The organism is Streptomyces sp. NPDC047880, from assembly GCF_040706515.1.
Lineage (GTDB): Bacteria > Actinomycetota > Actinomycetes > Streptomycetales > Streptomycetaceae > Streptomyces.
On the sequence record NZ_JBEZOK010000007.1, the window covers coordinates 182,385 to 197,588 of the forward strand.

General features: G+C 72.2%; 15 protein-coding genes and 2 pseudogenes. 9 read left to right on the plus strand and 8 right to left on the minus strand.

Annotation, left to right across the window (positions count from 1 at the left end; all coding sequences use genetic code 11):
- Positions 1-29: 29 nt before the first annotated feature.
- Both AB0937_RS13900 and AB0937_RS13905 read right to left on the minus strand, forming a co-directional pair.
- Complete coding sequence (locus AB0937_RS13900) at positions 30-1,664, minus strand: RICIN domain-containing protein (protein WP_366711697.1); 1,635 nt, start codon at positions 1,662-1,664, stop codon at positions 30-32.
- Between the two features lie 155 nt (positions 1,665-1,819).
- Positions 1,820-2,818 (minus strand): XRE family transcriptional regulator, encoded by a 999-nt coding sequence (locus tag AB0937_RS13905; protein WP_366711699.1) that lies wholly within the window; start codon positions 2,816-2,818, stop codon positions 1,820-1,822.
- 305 nt (positions 2,819-3,123) lie between these two features.
- Here AB0937_RS13905 and AB0937_RS13910 point away from each other — a divergent pair, with 305 nt between their 5' ends.
- The 5 genes from AB0937_RS13910 to AB0937_RS13930 all read left to right on the plus strand — a co-directional run bounded on the left by AB0937_RS13910 (position 3,124) and on the right by AB0937_RS13930 (position 7,233).
- The gene (locus AB0937_RS13910) at positions 3,124-3,315 is read left to right on the plus strand and encodes a hypothetical protein (protein ID WP_366711701.1); all 192 of its coding nucleotides are present in this window, start codon (positions 3,124-3,126) and stop codon (positions 3,313-3,315) included.
- Positions 3,316-3,387: 72 nt separating this feature from the next.
- A complete protein-coding gene (locus AB0937_RS13915) occupies positions 3,388-3,939 on the plus strand; it encodes a MauE/DoxX family redox-associated membrane protein (protein WP_366711702.1) in 552 nt (183 codons plus the stop codon).
- Positions 3,940-4,271: 332 nt separating this feature from the next.
- Complete coding sequence (locus AB0937_RS13920) at positions 4,272-4,826, plus strand: redoxin domain-containing protein (RefSeq protein WP_366711704.1); 555 nt, start codon at positions 4,272-4,274, stop codon at positions 4,824-4,826.
- Positions 4,823-6,706: an ABC transporter ATP-binding protein gene (locus AB0937_RS13925; protein ID WP_366711705.1), complete on the plus strand. Its 1,884-nt coding sequence runs from the start codon at positions 4,823-4,825 to the stop codon at positions 6,704-6,706. The genes AB0937_RS13920 and AB0937_RS13925 overlap by 4 nt, the downstream gene beginning before the upstream one ends.
- Entirely contained in the window at positions 6,706-7,233 is a 528-nt protein-coding gene (locus AB0937_RS13930; protein WP_366711866.1) for a S26 family signal peptidase, read from the plus strand. The genes AB0937_RS13925 and AB0937_RS13930 overlap by 1 nt, the downstream gene beginning before the upstream one ends.
- Here AB0937_RS13930 and AB0937_RS13935 read toward each other — a convergent pair.
- On the minus strand, positions 7,223-7,396 hold the full coding sequence (locus tag AB0937_RS13935) for a CsbD family protein (protein WP_078885282.1): 174 nt from the start codon (positions 7,394-7,396) through the stop codon (positions 7,223-7,225). The two genes, AB0937_RS13930 and AB0937_RS13935, sit on opposite strands and share 11 nt — an antisense overlap.
- 147 nt (positions 7,397-7,543) lie before the next feature.
- On the opposite strand from AB0937_RS13935, the gene AB0937_RS13940 reads away from it, so the two are divergent.
- On the plus strand, positions 7,544-8,188 hold the full coding sequence (locus AB0937_RS13940; protein ID WP_366711706.1) for a hypothetical protein: 645 nt from the start codon (positions 7,544-7,546) through the stop codon (positions 8,186-8,188).
- 9 nt (positions 8,189-8,197) lie between these two features.
- Here the strand turns inward: AB0937_RS13940 and AB0937_RS13945 are convergent, their stop codons facing one another.
- The 3 genes and pseudogenes from AB0937_RS13945 to AB0937_RS13955 form a co-directional block, all read right to left on the minus strand.
- Entirely contained in the window at positions 8,198-9,883 is a 1,686-nt protein-coding gene (locus AB0937_RS13945; protein ID WP_366711707.1) for a hypothetical protein, read from the minus strand.
- A gap of 217 nt (positions 9,884-10,100) precedes the next feature.
- A pseudogene (locus AB0937_RS13950) lies at positions 10,101-10,591 on the minus strand (hypothetical protein).
- Positions 10,588-11,458: pseudogene (locus tag AB0937_RS13955) on the minus strand (molybdopterin dinucleotide binding domain-containing protein); the annotation flags it as partial. The pseudogenes AB0937_RS13955 and AB0937_RS13950, both read right to left, overlap by 4 nt.
- A gap of 179 nt (positions 11,459-11,637) precedes the next feature.
- On the opposite strand from AB0937_RS13955, the gene AB0937_RS13960 reads away from it, so the two are divergent.
- Positions 11,638-12,465: an SAM-dependent methyltransferase gene (locus tag AB0937_RS13960; RefSeq protein WP_366711709.1), complete on the plus strand. Its 828-nt coding sequence runs from the start codon at positions 11,638-11,640 to the stop codon at positions 12,463-12,465.
- Positions 12,466-12,515: 50 nt separating this feature from the next.
- Here AB0937_RS13960 and AB0937_RS13965 read toward each other — a convergent pair whose 3' ends face one another.
- Together AB0937_RS13965 and AB0937_RS13970 are read right to left on the minus strand one after the other, a co-directional pair.
- Entirely contained in the window at positions 12,516-13,427 is a 912-nt protein-coding gene (locus tag AB0937_RS13965; protein ID WP_366711711.1) for a helix-turn-helix transcriptional regulator, read from the minus strand.
- Between the two features lie 151 nt (positions 13,428-13,578).
- Positions 13,579-13,809, minus strand: coding sequence for a DUF397 domain-containing protein (locus tag AB0937_RS13970; RefSeq protein ID WP_234849312.1), 231 nt, complete (start codon positions 13,807-13,809; stop codon positions 13,579-13,581).
- Positions 13,810-14,039: 230 nt separating this feature from the next.
- Between AB0937_RS13970 and AB0937_RS13975 the strand changes: the two genes are divergently transcribed.
- Together AB0937_RS13975 and AB0937_RS13980 are read left to right on the plus strand one after the other, a co-directional pair.
- Positions 14,040-14,624 carry an ATP-binding protein gene (locus tag AB0937_RS13975; RefSeq protein WP_366711713.1) on the plus strand — a complete coding sequence of 195 codons (585 nt, stop codon included), beginning with the start codon at positions 14,040-14,042 and terminating at the stop codon, positions 14,622-14,624.
- A 28-nt stretch (positions 14,625-14,652) separates the two neighbouring features.
- Complete coding sequence (locus AB0937_RS13980) at positions 14,653-15,198, plus strand: hypothetical protein (RefSeq protein WP_366711714.1); 546 nt, start codon at positions 14,653-14,655, stop codon at positions 15,196-15,198.
- Positions 15,199-15,204 lie beyond the last annotated feature (6 nt).

Sequence of the window (15,204 nt, forward strand, 5' to 3'; positions counted from 1 at the left end):
GGGGCGTGCGGGCCCCGCGCTCTCGTGTGTCACCGGCGGGTCAGCTCGATCCGGTACTCCCGTACCTGTGAGCCGTCCTCGCTGGTCACGGAGACGGTCCGGGCCTCCTTGCCCCCGGCCGTGTCCCGCCGGACCGTCACCTTCGCGTAGGGGTCACGCGGTGTGGCGGTGATCTCGGCACGGTCCGGGCGGTCGACCGCCACCCGGTAGCCCGTCCGGTCCGGCTCGAAGCCGCTCAGGGGCGTGCCGTCCACCGCGATCGACGTGGCCGCGGCGTCGGCGGAGGCCCCCGGCGTCTTGGCGAAGACCTCGATCTCCCCCAGGGTGATGTAGCCGCCCGGACGGGCCGTCATCACCACGCGCACCCCCGTCACCGGGCCGGTGGCACGCACCGGGACGTCGGCCACGGGCGTCCCCTCGGTGCCGACCGCGACCTGGTCGCTCGCGTCGGACCAGCCGCCGTCGGCGCCGCGCACCTGCACCTTGAGGGACTCCGCGAAGCTCACGTTGGTGCCGTCACGGTGGAAGTGGGTCACCACCCGGGTCAGATCGCGTTCCTCCGGCAGGGTGAACGTGAGGGTGTCGGACGGGTTCTTCGTGCCGGCCCTCCAGTTCGACCAGGCCTTCTCGGACGTGGTGCCGTTGTGCAGGCCCTCGGCGGAGTAGCCGCTCTCGGTGTAGGTCGCGCCGGCCGTCACGCCCTCGTCGCGCGCCGCGTTGGTCTCCTTCGGCGCGGTGACCTGGACGCGTACGGTCGCCGCGGCCGACTCCGCGCCGGGTACCCGGGCCGTGCCGCGCAGAGTCACCACGCCGGTGCCGTCGAACGCGCCCTCACGGGCCGGGTCCCAGGTGACCGGGAGGTCGGCGGTCCCGCCGTGCCGTCCCACACCGGTGACCGTGCCGGGCAGGTCGGGCCGTCCCCCGGTGTAGGTCTTGGCGCGGGCCGGGAGGATCGAGGCGATCGTGTCCACCGTGACGGCCGCCTCGGCCGGGACGGTCCGGCCGAGGGCATCGGTGGCCCGGCCCTTCACGCGAACCGTTCCGGGGGTGCGCCAGCGTGATGCGGAGGGCAGCGTCCATGCGACGGGAAGCGCGCCCCGGGCGCCGTCCGGGAACACGGGCTTCACGGTCCTGGGCAGTTCGGGGGTGCGCCCGGGGACGGTGAAGGCCTTGGCCGGCTCCGTGCTCAGCACCGTCTCGTCGGTCAGGCCCCAGCGCTGACTCGCGTAGGAGGTCGGCAGGTGGGCCGATATCCGGGCGCCGTCAGCCGCCGATTGGCCGACCACGTCGAGGAGACGGCCCGTCGCGGCGTTGACGAAGGTCCAACTGCCCTCCCCGGTGGTCGACATGATCCAGCGTGCGGTCGGCGGGTCCCCGTCTTCGAGTACGGCCTCGTCGCCGCGTACGGCGAGGCGCCTGCCGTCCGCGGCGTTGACGAGGGCGTAGCGGTCACGGTTGCCGTTGCCGCGCGTCAGCTGCTTGACGGACCACAGCTGCGACGTGGCGGCCGGATCGGCCGTGCGCACGACGACACCGTCGCCCTCGGCGGACGGCGTCAGGGACCTGCCGCTCTGGGTGCCCTGGAGGCGGTACACGTGACCGGTCCGGATGAGCGCGGCGTCTTTCGCGGTGCCCGACACGCCGTCGACGAGGAGGGTGGTCACCGACTTGGCGGCTACCGTTACGGTGGCCGAGCCGTCCGCCACCTTCACGGGTGTCCCGCGGACGAATGTTTGAGGACGGCAATCAACACGTCAAGAGGTGGGGCGAGTTGGGAACGGGAGCGCTCCCGGGGGGGCGAGGGCCGGGAGTGCCGCCGTTACCCGACCTCGTCCACCAGGAACTCCTGATCACGTGCTCCCGTGCACCGCTGCTGGGTGATCTCGGCACCCGCCGTCCGGTCGTCGGCGCCGTTGACCCCGAGGCACATCCCGTTCTGCACCACGTGGATGCGGTATCCGTCGGTCCGCGCGTCGCCGACCGGTTCGAAGAAGAAGTGCTGGCTGGTCCGGTCGGCCGAGCAACTCTCCCAGGGCCAGGGCTCCAGCATGCCCTCGACGACGTGGCCGCTGCCGAGCGCGGTGAGGCAGCCGTCGCCGTACACGGGATGCCGCCACTGGAGGTAGTACGAGCCGGTCGTGCCGACGGTCACCAGGGAGAGCCGGGGCGGTGTGGCGTCGGCACAGGGGCGCTGGACGGCGACCTGGCTCCGATAGCGGCCCTTGCGGTCATGGCCCTCGGTGACACACAGCCGGGGGGCGAGGGCCGGCCGGATGCGGGACCGTCCCGGTGCCGGGCCGTCCACGAGGGTCGTGGGGTCCGGGGACGGCGAGGAAGCGCGGTGCGGCGCGGCACCGGCAGCGCGCGTCGCCGCGTCACGCTCGCCGCCCTCGCCGGGGAGCAACGCCCAGGCCCCGACGGCGGCGAGCAGCAGCGCGGCACCGGCGGACGCGGCGAGGACGCGGCGGTTCCTCATCGGTCCCACGCCCCAGGACCGGCGGGAAGGCTCCGGCGCCGGGGCCTCGTCGGGGTACGGCGGCCCGGCCGCGGCCAGCCGGTTCCTGGCAGCCAGCCAGTCGGAGGCGTCCTCGCCCCTCCCGCAGGCCCGGACGAACGCGGCGACCACCTCCGCTCGGGGCAGTGAGTCCCGGCGCAGCACGTCGGCGGCCGTGCTGCGCGCCAGTACGTCACCCTGCTGCTCGGCGTGCGCCTCCAACTGCCGGTAGGTCAGCCCGGCTTGCTCCTTGAGCCGGCGCATGCAGGCCACGAACTCGGCGGCGCTGCACGCCTCGTGCGGCGACGGACGCTGTGTCCCCATGTCCCGGCATCCTGGTCCAGCCCCGGGCACGGGACAATCCGGGATTCTGCCAATCCCGTCCCGGACCTCCAGGGCGACGGCGCTCTCCTTCCGGATGTCCGCGCGAGGGGCCGGACAGGTCCCGGACAGGGCTGTGACCTGCCCGGACAGCACAGCGGTGTCCGGGACAGCCGTGGTCCCTGGCGGGCGCCGCCCCGGTCCGCACAGGCTGGGTGCCGTGCCGGCCGAGCCCGGTTCCGAGGCCGAGCGGCCGGATCGACCGCCCGTGCTCCACGGGGGGGACACCCGACGAAGGGACATCGCCGATGAAGACGATTCGCACTCTCGCCGACCGGATGCTGGACCGCCTGGTGCCGCGGGAGACGGCCGGGGCGTGCGAGTGGGTGTACCGCTGCATCCGCAACCAGCCCTGCGCCTCCTACTACCAGTACACGCAGCGCGTCTGGTCCTGTGACCTGAACCGCCGCGAGTTCGTGCGGTGCGGCTGCACGTCGTAAGGCCGTCCTGCCCCAGCGCGGCCGGGCCTCCGGGGGACGGGGCCCGGCCGCCCCTTCCGTGAGGAGCGTCCCGTGACCTTCCTGTCCGCCACCTGCCAGGCCCTGCTGGCGCTGGTCTTCTCGATCGCCTGCGTGAGCAAGGTGCGGTCCCCGGCCGCGTACGGGGCGTTCACCACCGCCGTCGAAGCGCTCGCACGAGTCCCCCGCCCCCGGGCGGGCCGGGTGGCGGGAGGAGTCGTCGCCCTGGAGGCCGCGACCGCGCTCCTCCTCGTCCTCCCGGGGGCGGGCAGCGCGGGGCTGCCGGTGGCGGCGGTCCTGCTGACCGGCTTCACGTACGTCGTCGCCCGCGCCCTGAGGGACGGAACAGCCGTCGCGTGCCGGTGCTTCGGGGCCCCGGGCGACCGCGCGGCCGGGCCGGCCCAGCTCGTGCGCAACGCGCTGCTGCTCGGCGCCGTGGCGGCGGCCGTGCCGGGGAGGCCGGACGCGGGGTCGCTGCCCTGGCAGGGCTGGTTCGCGGCGTGGCTCACCGGTGCGGTGTGCGCCGTGCTGGTGGTGACCGGGGACAACGTGGTGGCGCTGGTTCGCCCCGTCCGGTCCCCCGGCAGCCGGCACGCCCCTTCGTGAAGCGTGCGGCCCGTCCGGCCCGTGGGGTCCGTCACATCCATCCGGCCCGTCGGGTCCAGCCCGTTGAGTCCGTCCGATCCGCGAGATCCGTCAGATCCGTCAGATCCATCCAACCCGTCGGTCCGTCCGGCCCGTTGGGTCCGTCAAATCCATCCAACCCGTCGGTCCATCCGGCCCGTTGGGTCCGTCTCATCCATCCGGCCCGCCGGGTCCATCCGGCCCGTCGAGTCCGTCAAATCCATCCGGCCCGCCGGGTCCATCCGGCCCGTCGAGTCCGTTCGATCCGTCCGACCCCTTGGATGATTCCGATCCGTCTATCCGGGAGAGGCCCCATGGTCTACCTGGCCGTCGCCCTCGTGGCCGTCGCCGCCCTGTGCACGCTGGATCTGCTGCTGACCGTCGCCGTCCTCCGCAGACTCCGCGACCGGGTGCACGACGCCCCGGCCGCCGACTCGGGCGGGATCCCCGTGGGGGCTGCCGTGGGCTCCTTCACCACCCGCTGCACGGACGGCACCCCCCTCACCGAGAGCGACCTCACGGACGGGGCACTCGTGGCGTTCTTCACCACCGGCTGTCCGCCCTGCCGGACCGAGCTGCCCGCCTTCGTCGAGGAGGCCGGGGCTCTGAACGGGCGGCGTCAGGTGATCGCCGTGGTCGTGTCCCCCGGCGGCACGCCGGACGAGACGGCGGAGGCCGTTTCCATGACACGGCACCTCTCCCCGGTGGCGCGGGTGCTGACCGAGACGCCCGACGGCCCCTGCACCTCGGCCTTCGGTGTCACGGCCTTCCCCTGCCGCTTCGCCGTCTCGGCGAAGGACGGGACGGCCCCCACCGTGCTGGCCGCGGGGAAGGCCGCGCTCGGCGTCTCACCGGTCGGGGCGCCGTGAACGCCACGCCCGCCGGCTCCGCACGCCCCGGCCGTGCTCCCGCCGCTCCCGACGCCCGAGCCCTCGCGCGTGCCCTGCGGGCGGCCCTCGCGCTGGCGTTCCGCTCGTCCCCGGGGGTGCTGGTGTGGCATCTCGGCGTGACGCTGCTGTCGGCCGCCACTCCCGTCGCGGCCACGTGGCTGGTCAAGGACATCCTCGACATCCTCACGTCGGGGACCTCCACCGCCGGCATCGCCGCTCCGGCGGCCGCACTGGCCGCCGTCAGTACGGTGGCGGCGGTCTCCCCGCAGCTCACCGGTTATCTGCGCGCCCGGTTGATGCGCGCGACCAGCCTGCGCGCCCACGAGGACCTGCACACGGCGGTCGACACCTTCACCGGGCTGCGCCGCTTCGAGCACCCCGAGTTCCTGGACCGGTTGCGGCTGGCCCAGCAGTCGGGCGGACTCGCACCGTCGCAGGTGGTGGAGGGGGCGGCCGGACTCACCCGCAGCGCGGTGCTGCTGACCGGGTTCGTGGGTTCCCTCGCGGTCCTCGACCCTGTCCTGGCCGCCGTGGTGTGCCTGTCGGGCGTTCCGGTGCTGTGGGCGGAGATCAGTCTCAGCCGCCGACGGGCCCGCACGTACTGGGACATCAGCCCCTCCGAACGCCGGGAGATCTTCTACGCCACGCTGCTCACCAGCGTCGAAGCCGCCAAGGAGATCAGGCTCTACGGCGCCGGGGGCTTCCTGCGGGGCCGGATGCTGAGTGAGCGCCGGGCCGCGGATGCACAGCGGGAACGACTGGACCGCAGTGAACTGCGCATCCAGTCGGCGCTCCAGACCGCCGCCGCGGCCCTCGCCGGGGCCGGTCTCCTGTGGGCGGTCGGGGCCGCCGCGCGCGGGGCGATGACCGTCGGGGACGTCTCCCTGCTGCTGGCGGCGATCCCTGCCGTGCAGAGCGGTATCGGCGGCCTGGCCGGCGAACTCGGCCAGGCACACCACTCGCTGGTGATGTTCGACCACTACGTCGGCGTCGTCCGCCTCGGCCCGGACCTCCCCCCGCCGCGCCGCCCCGCACGGGCACGGCCGCTGCGCGAGGCCATCGAGATCCAGGACGTGTGGTTCCGCTACGAGGACGAACTGCCCTGGATATTGCGGGGCGTGGACCTGCGGATCGAGCGCGGCACCGCACTGGCGCTCGCCGGCGTCAACGGCTCGGGGAAGTCCACCCTGGTCAAGCTGCTGTGCCGGTTCTACGACCCCACCCGCGGACGCATCCTGTGGGACGGCACCGACCTGCGCGACATCCCACCGGCCGAACTGCGGGCGCGCATCGCCGCCACGTTCCAGGACCCGATGCGCTACGACCTCACCGCACGGGAGAACATCGCGATCGGCGAGTTGTCGTCCCTCGGCGCGCCCCGGCGCTGCGAGGAGGCGGCGCGGCTCGCCGGGATGCACGACGACATCGCCCGGTTGCCGGGCGGCTACGCGACCCTGCTGAGCCGGACCTTCCGCTCAGCGGAGGGCGACGGAGGCGACACCGGCGTCCAGTTGTCCGGCGGTCAGTGGCAACGGATGGGCCTCGCCCGGTCGTTCCTGCGCGCCGACGCGGATCTGCTGATCCTGGACGAGCCCAGTTCGGGGCTGGACCCGGCGGCCGAGCACGAGATCCACGCCCGCTTGCGGGAACGCCGTGCCGGCCGCACGAGCGTGCTGATCTCCCATCGGCTCGGTGCCGTCAAGGACGCCGACGTCATCGCGGTCCTGGCGGACGGGCGGGTGGCCGAACTCGGCGACCACCGTGGGCTCCTCGCCCGGGGCGGCACGTATCACCGGCTGTTCACGCTCCAGTCGAGCGGCTACCGGGACGAGCCGGAGACGGAGGGGGTGTGCTGGTGATGCGGATCGGCGCCGCGGTGGGCGCCGCCGGCCTGGTGGCGGCGGCCCTGCGCACGTCGTGTGTGCTGCTGGAGGTCAGCGGGGGGAGCATGCGGCCGACCTACCGGGACGGGGACCGGCTGCTGGCCGTCAGGCTGCCCGTCGGCACGGCCGGTGCGTTGTCCGCGGCGAGGACGGCGCGGACGATGGTGCGTCGCGGGACGGTGGTCGCGATCAGGCTGAGACCCCCGACTGCACCGACTGCACCGACTGCCGCGGATCGGGCGGTGCCGACGTGCATGATCAAACGGGTGGCGGCCCTGCCGGGCGAGCCGGTGCCGGTGGCGGACGGCGGAACCGGCGTGGTGCCCGCCCGGCATGTGTACGTCCTGGGGGACCACCGTGACACCAGCTGGGACTCGCGGCACGCCGGTCCGATCTCCTGGGACCGGCTCACCGCCGTGGTCGTGTGCCGCGTCCGTCGCGGGGACGCGGCACCGCCACGGGACCTCGGTGCCCTCAGTGCCCTCAGTGCCCTCAGTGCTTGAAGACGTCCTTGGTCTTCTCCTTGGCCTGGCGGGCATCGCCCTTCGACTGCTCCGCCTTGCCTTCGGCCGTCAGGCGCTCGTTGCCCACCGCACGGCCGATCGTCTCCTTGGCCTTGCCCTTGGCCTGCTCGGCCTTGGCCTTGCCCTTCTGGTCACCAGCCACGATTCGTTCACTCCATGTCGTATCCGACTACGGGGTCACCGCACCGAGTGACCACGAAAGGGGCAGCTCAAACGTGCCGCGCGGGTGTCGGCTCCATGAGAGCCTGGCCCTGATCATGATCAGCGCGAAGAGCCCGGAGGACGGGGCATGACCATCAACCGGCCGGGACTGCCCGGGGATCTGCCGCCGGCCGAGCTGCTGTGGGCGCGCTGGGCGCTCATCGCCGTCCTGGAGGCCACCACGGAGGCCGAGCGGCAAGGTCACCACCGTACGGGGACCTGGGTGGACGACGCGGGGCTGCACCTGGACGACGCCGGATGCACCTGGTGGGGTCTCGCACCGCGGGGCGAGGGGCGGTACGTGCTCTTCGGCAAGGACGAGTCGAGCGGCGTCAAGTGGCACGAACCGCCGGTCGACATGCTCGCGGGCGGGCCCGGGTGGCTCCCCCACGAGCAGCTCAAGGACCTGGTGAGCGGATACGAACTGGGCTGTGTCTACTGGTACGAGGACGGAGCGTGGGCCCGCGCCGCCTACCCGGGCACGCTTCACGACGGCGGGCTGGACTGCAGTATGAGCCGCTTCACCGACCGGGCCGACGTACTGCGCACCATCGCCGACGAGGATCACGGTGCCACCTCGCCCCAGGACGCGGAGGCTCTGCTGGCGCACGCCGAGAACCACCGGCTGACGCCCGGGCTGCTGATGAACCTCACCACCGACCCGGGCCCGCGGCAGCGGGACCGGCCGGCCATGACCAGGGCACTGGAGCAGGCGGGCCTGAACCGGCCGTGACCCCCGGGGTCAGTGACAGCACCCGTCGCTCGCCGCCGCGGGAGCGGCCATGGTGTCCAGACGGCAGAAGCAGGACGCCTCGACGGGTACGTCCGCGAGCGCGGTCGCGAGCTTGAGCTGGTGGGCCACGATGGCCGCCTCGCCGGTCTTGCCGGTCCGCAGCAGGCACTCGTGGAAGCCGTGCAGCGCCCAGACGTTGTTCGGGTGCTGGAGGGGCCGGGGCAGGGTGCCGTCGAGGCCGAGGTCGGCGCGGTAGACGGCCTCGGCCTCCGCGACGCGGCCCTGCTCCAGCAGCAGCGCGCCGTAGGCGTGGCGGGTGGGCTGCATCCAGCCCCAGGGCTCGTCGTAGGGCAGGTTGTCGTCCAGCAGGATGGAGCGCTCCAGGGCCGCGAAGGCGACGTCGTAGTCGCCCCTGCGGTACGCGAGTTCGCCGTCCAGCATGGCGGAGGCGATGGCGAGGATGTCGTGGCAGGTGTTGTTGAACAGCATCCGGGTCTCGGGCACCCGGCCCACCGCGTCGCGGAAGAGGTCGCGTTCGGTCTCCGCCCGGTCGACCTCGCCGGTGGCGGAGAGGGCGACGCCCCGGGCGTAGTGCCGCATGGCGACGGTCGTCGCGTACAGCTCCGGGTCGGCGGGGGCGGGCAGTTCCAGGATCTCCCTCCAGCGGCCGAAGCGGATCAGGACGTGGACACGCATGGCCAGGAAGGCCTCCAGCCAGTCGGCCATCGGAGGGCTCTGGACACGGAGCAGGTCTTCGGGGATGGCGGCTTCCAGCTGGGCGGCGGTGTCCAGGGCGACCTGCGCCTGGCCGAGGAACATCGCGCCGTAGATCTTGAAGTGGTGGTTGTGCGCCCGGTAGAGGGTGTAGAAGTTCATCGCGCCGGCCTGCCGGTGGTACTTCTCGTCGGCGGCGATCGCGTCGCTGTTGGCGGCGACGACCTGGCGGTAGTCGCCGCACAGGACGTCCAGGTGCGACGGCATGTGGAGCAGGTGCCCGGCGTCGGGCACGAGACCGCGCAGGCGGTCGGCCACGGGCAGGGCCTGCTCGGGGGTCGGCGACATCTCCATCAGGTGGATGTACAGGTGCAGGACGCCGGGGTGCCGCACGCCGGTCTCGGTGGCGAGGGCGCCTTCCAGCACGGCCCTGGCCTCGGTGGTCCGGGCGCCCTCGGCCGGCCGGCCGGTCCTGAGGTCCCACAGCTGCCAGGGGGTGAGGTTCATCGCGGCGTCGGCGTGCAGGGTGGCGATGTCCGGGTCGCCGGGCGCCAGTTCGTAGACGACGCGCATCGCGTCCGCGTAGGGCTCGTTCCACACCGAGCAATCCTCGACGGCATGCGACTGCGGATAGCGCGCCCGCAGCGCGCCGATGAGGGCCTGCTCGACGGGGGTGGCGCGGGCGGCCTTCTCATGAGCCCTTTCCACGGCGGTGTGCGTGCGCTCGACGGTTTCCACGAGTTCCGCGCCGTCGAAGAATTCCCAGGGCTTGTTGTAGTTCGGGCCGAGCGCGTAGGCGATACCCCAATAGGCCATCGCGCAGTCCGGGTCGGCCTCGGCCGCCCTTTCGAAGCAGGCGACGGCTTCCTCGTGGTGGAACGCGTACGTCCACATCAGGCCCCGGTCGAACCAGAGTTGGGCGTCGTCGGAGGACGTGGTGACAGGACGGCGGTACGTGCCGAGGTCGTAATAGTCGCCCATGGGTTTCTCCTGGGAAAGCGGCCGGGGCCGTGAGAATAGCGGTCGCGGACACGCCATCCGCCTTGTGATCCATTCTCGTATTACCAGATTAGCGGTTTTCGCAGTGGCTGCCCCGGGCCCCGGGCATGGTGGAGGGCATGACCGGCTTTCCGCGTGGTCACCGAGAACGCACTGGTACCGGGCCATGATCGCCGCACAGCGGAGGTGACCCGCTTGGTCAGACGCTGGTCAGGAGCTGCGGCGCCAGGATCTTGACCATGGTGTTGGTCCAGCGGAGCTGCTGGAGGGTCTGCGGGTGGCAGTCGCCGGCCAGCGCCAGGAGCCGCTCGTCCCGGGTGGCCTGAGCCGCCTGGGCGAGCATCTCCCAGTGGAGCGAGTTGCGTGCCGCCGCCAGGTGCAGGTCCCGCAGGTCGTTCAGCAGGAGCAGTCCGGTCCCGGGGCGCCGGCCGAGGGCTTCGGAGGCCTTCTCCCGGAGCGCGGCGAGCGCCCCGGGCGACGGGTGGCCGCGCGGGCCGGGCAGGTCGAGGCCGTGGTCGCGACCCGCGTCGGCGAGGCGGGTGGCGTGTTGGCGGGACCAGCGGGCGACGTCGAGAGCGACGTGGTGGAACTCGTGGTCGGTGCGGTGCCGTGCGGCGGCGGCCGGCAGGTCCTGCTCCAGATCGCGTTCGCCTCGTGCAGGAGTCGCAGGGTGATGCCGATGCCGCTCATGATCCGCTCCCGGCCGCGTCGGTCCGTGCCGCGGTGTCGCCCGCGCGGCGGCTCACGAGGGTGACGCGCGCCGCGCCGGTCTTGAACAGGGGCTGCTTGGAGACAGGGTCACCAGTCGGTGACGGTGGTCTCGTTGGCGGCGCGGCCCGGGCCCTCGTCGGGCGGGCGGTGGCCCTCCGGGGTGTCCCAGTAGCCGTAGTGGAAGGGCAGGAACACCATGCCGTCACGGATCGCGGTGGTGCGCAGCCGGGCCCGGACCGCCCCGCGCGGGGTGGTGATCTGCACCAGATCACCGTCGGCGAGGCCTTGGGCCGAGGCCTCGGCGGGCGACATCTCAGCCCAGACGTCCGGCGCGGCGGCGTCGAGCTCGGGGGCACGGGCGGTCTTCGTACGGGTGTGGAAGTGATACACGGTGCGCCCGGTGATCAGCTGGAGGGGATGGCCGGGGGAGGTGTCCTCGTGGGGCGGCAGGTACTCGGCGGCCCTCAGGACCGCCTTGCCCTCGGGGTTGAGGGCCCGGTACTCGACGGGCTCCGCACTCGCGCCGGTGACCAGGTCCCGGCCGTAGCTCTCACAGACGTCGGGGTGGGCGAAATCGATCCCGTCGGTACAGAGACGCGCGGTGCCGTCGGGGGCCTCGTCGGTGCAGGGCCACCGGATGCCGCTGCCGCCGCGCAGCCGGTCGTAGCTCAGGCCGGTGTAGTCGCAGGGGCGGCCCGCGCTGCACCGCTGCCACGCCGCGAACGCCGACTCGGGGTCGTGCCAGGTGATCAGCGGCCCGTCGTCCTTGTCGCGGAAGTCCATACGGGCGGCGAAGTCGAGGAGGATGTCCAGGTCGGGGCGGGCCTCTCCGGGCGGCTCGACGGCCCACATGACACAAAGCGCACGGGCGGTTACACAAGGAACATATGCGCCGGGTGCGGCGATCGTCTTGCCGTTCGATCGTGGGGACCTTCGCCAACGGGCTGGCACCGCCCAACTCCCGCTCCCTAGGATGTACTTCCCGTCCAGCCAGCCCGTTGGCGCGGCACCTTGCAGGGGGAACGATGCACTCCGAGAAGCAGCTGTCCACCGAGATCGACGCGAACGTGCCGACGGCAGCGCGCATGTACGACCACTACCTGGGCGGCAAGGACAACTACGCGGCCGACCGAGCGGCGTGCGAGGAGCTCGACAAGGTCGTGCCCAGCACGCGCCGCCTGGCCCTGAACAACCGGCGCTTCCTGCAGCGGGTCGTGAAGACCCTCTCCGAGGAGTACGGCATCCGGCAGTACCTGGACCACGGATCCGGTCTGCCGACGCAGGACAACGTGCACCAGGTCGCCCAGCGCATCGACCCCACGACCCATGTGGTCTACGTCGACAACGACCCGATGGTGCTGGTCCACGGCCGGGCGCTGCTGGAGCAGGACGAGCGCACGACCGTCATCCACGCGGACATGCGCGAAACCGACCTGATCTTCGGCCATGCGGACACCAAGCGGCTCATCGACTTCGACGAGCCGGTGTGTGTGCTCTTCAACTCGGTGTTCCACTGCATCCCGGACAGCGACACCGACGGACCGCTCGCGGTGGCCCGCCGGGTGCGGGAACGGCTCGCGCCCGGCAGCTTCATGGTGATGTGCCAGCTGGTCAGCGAGGACCCCGAAGTGCGCGCCTTCGTCACGAACTTCATGGACCAGGCGACCCAGGGCCACTGGGGCCGCGTGCGGGAACCGAAGGACGTGGAGACGTACTTCGAGGGCCTGGAGATCCTCGAGCCCGGGCTGGTGGAGGTGTCCACCTGGCGTCCGGACACCGAGGTGGCGCCCCGTCAGCTCACGCACGAGTGGATCGAGTTCGGCGGAGTCGGCCGGATACCCCTGGAGAAGTGACGTGATGCCTCGTGCGGGACGGCGACCGTCCCGCACGAGGCATTTCCATGTCACCGGTAGCGCTGCTCCATGGTCTGCCGCAGCAGTTCCAGCGAGTCACGGGGCTTGAGCGCCTCGTCCGCGAGCCGGTCCAGCGCGATCCGGTACTCCTCGGTCTCGTCGCGGTCCTCGAGGAAGTTCGCGCTCCTGATGTGCTCCAGGTAGACCACGTCGGGCAGATCGAGTCCGCCGAAGCGCAGATACGTGATCGGAATGGCCGGCGCCGAGGCGTTGGTGACGCTCAGCGGCACGATCTGCAGCGTCACATTGGGGCGTTCGGCCATGTCGACGAGGTGCGCGAGCTGCTCCCGCATCACCTCGGCGCTGCCCAGGACGCGCAGCAGCACTGATTCGTCGATGATCGCCCACAGCTGCGGGGCGTCCGTCCGCGACAGCAACCGGGCCCGCTGCATGCGCAGTTCAACACGTCGCTGTACCTCAGCGGCCGGGGCGTTCGGCAGGCCGCGCTCCACCACGGCCCGGGTGTAGGCCGGGGTCTGCAACAGGCCGGGCACGTACTGGATCTCGAAGGTACGGATGGTGGCGGCCTCCTGCAGTCCGACCAGCCGGTCGAACCACTCGGGCATCAGCCGCTTGTCGTACCGCTGCCACCAGCCCGGCTCACCCGCGCGCTGCAGCAGTTTGAGCAGCACCGAGACCTCGTAGTCGTCGGTGCCGTACAGCTCCAGCAGCGCCCGGACGTCGTTCTCCGTCGGCGGGCGGCGGCCCTTGCCGGACTCGATGCGGGACAGCTTCGCGGCACTGAACCCGACGGCGCGCGCCGCCTGGTCCTGGGCGAGTCCTGCGTCCTCGCGGAAGCCGGCGAGCTGCACACCGACCAGCATCTTCAGCAGAGTCGGCGCCGGCTCGGACCTGTCCAGGTAGGGTTCCAGACGGGAGATGCGATGCGACGCGGCGGACATCCTGACTCCCAGCAGACCGGCACAAGGGCGACCTACACTATCGCACTTCACCGGGTCTTCACGCATCCGCCCGCAGCACCCCCGCAGAAGTAGGGAGTTGGGCTCCGCTTCTCCCCGGAGTGCCGCACCGCACGCGAGACACCACCGGTCCTCAGAGCAGGTGGTCGAACTCGCCGTCCTTCGCGCCGGCCAGGAAGGCCGCCACCTCCGCCGACGTGTACACGAGGGCGGGCCCGTCGGGGTCACGGGAGTTGCGCACGGCGATCCCGCCGTCCACGAGGGGGGCGACTTCGACGCAGTTGCCCTCGGCGTTGCTGTGCCGGCTCTTGATCCAGCAGGCTTCCAACGAGCTTGCCTGCACTCCGTTCCGCACTGGTGGCACCGCAGTCTCCTTGCTGTTCTCGTTCCCCGCCGCGCACGGTGTGCCCGGCCGTCCGTCCGAGAGCGGTCGCGTCCTTTCGACCGCACTCGCCCCGGCTTGCGTACCCTCAACGGCCGGTTTTTCACGCAATTTCTCGTGCAATTGCACGCGAGCGCCTTCAGCGTGGATAATAGCTGCGGCGTCAACCCCCGGGCTGGCGCCTCGTCCTGACGTCGCATCGGGGAGATGCCGTGTCATCACCTGCGCAGCACGTGCTCCGGCCGCCGAGTGGGGCCGCGGCGCACGCGGGCGCCCCCGTGCCGTGCCGTGCCGTGCCGTCCGGCCGGCCCACCGCCTCGCCGTTCGGGGCCCCGCCCTCGGTGCCGACGACACTCCCGCAGTTCTCGGGGGTCCTGTCCGCCTCGGTCGCACTGCGGATCGAGTGCAGCCGGGAGGGGTTCGCCCGGGCCCGGTCCTTCACGCGCGACACGCTGCACGACTGGTCACTCGACCACCGCTGTGACGACGCGACCCTCGTCATCACCGAGCTCACCGCCAACGCAGCGACGCACGCGGTGCCGAGAAGCCCGGGTGCGCCGGAGATCCGGCTCGGATTCCTCCTGGACCCCGGCCATCTGCTGGTCACCGTCTCCGACTTCGACGACCACCCGCCCGTGTTCGCGCCGACCGGTGCCGCCCTGGAGGAGCACGGCCGGGGTCTGTGCATCGTCGACGCCCTGTCCGAGGAGTGGGGCTGGACCCCAAGTCCCCCGGCGGGCAAGACGGTCTGGGCCCGGCTGGCCACCCGGCCGGCCACCCCCTGTCCACCCATCTGACACCACTGCCGCGGAAAGGCCCCTCGCCATGCGCAGCGCTTCGACGGAACACCCGAGCAGCGAGCGCCTCCAGCGCCCCGACGCCCCCACCGGGGTGGCCCGGAACACGCCGCTCACGGCATTGGACCGCGTGCCGTGGGGCGACATCCAGGACTCCACCGGCTCGGCGGCGGCCATCCCCCTCCTCCTCAAAGGCATCGCCGGGGGTGATGCCGACACCGCCCGCTCCGCCCTCGACGATTTGCGGAAACGGATCTGCCAGTTCGGTTTCGTCGTGGAACAGGCGACCGCGGCCACGGTTCCGTTCCTGTGGGAGCTGGCCAAGCTGCCGCAGGTGACCTGCCGTGCCCAGATCATCCGGCTGCTCAAGAGCATCGCCGACGCACGGCAGTGGGAGAGCACCGCCGCCGTCTATCCGAAGCTGCTGAACCACCGGGAGAACCCGGTGGTGTGGGAGCGTGCGGCCCGCCAGGCCGTGCGGGCCCGGAGGGGCGAGCTCGGCCGGCTGATGGTGGACGAGGACCGCGAGATCGCCCGGGCGACGAACGAGCTGGCCCGGTCGCTGGGCGCCTGAGACCGT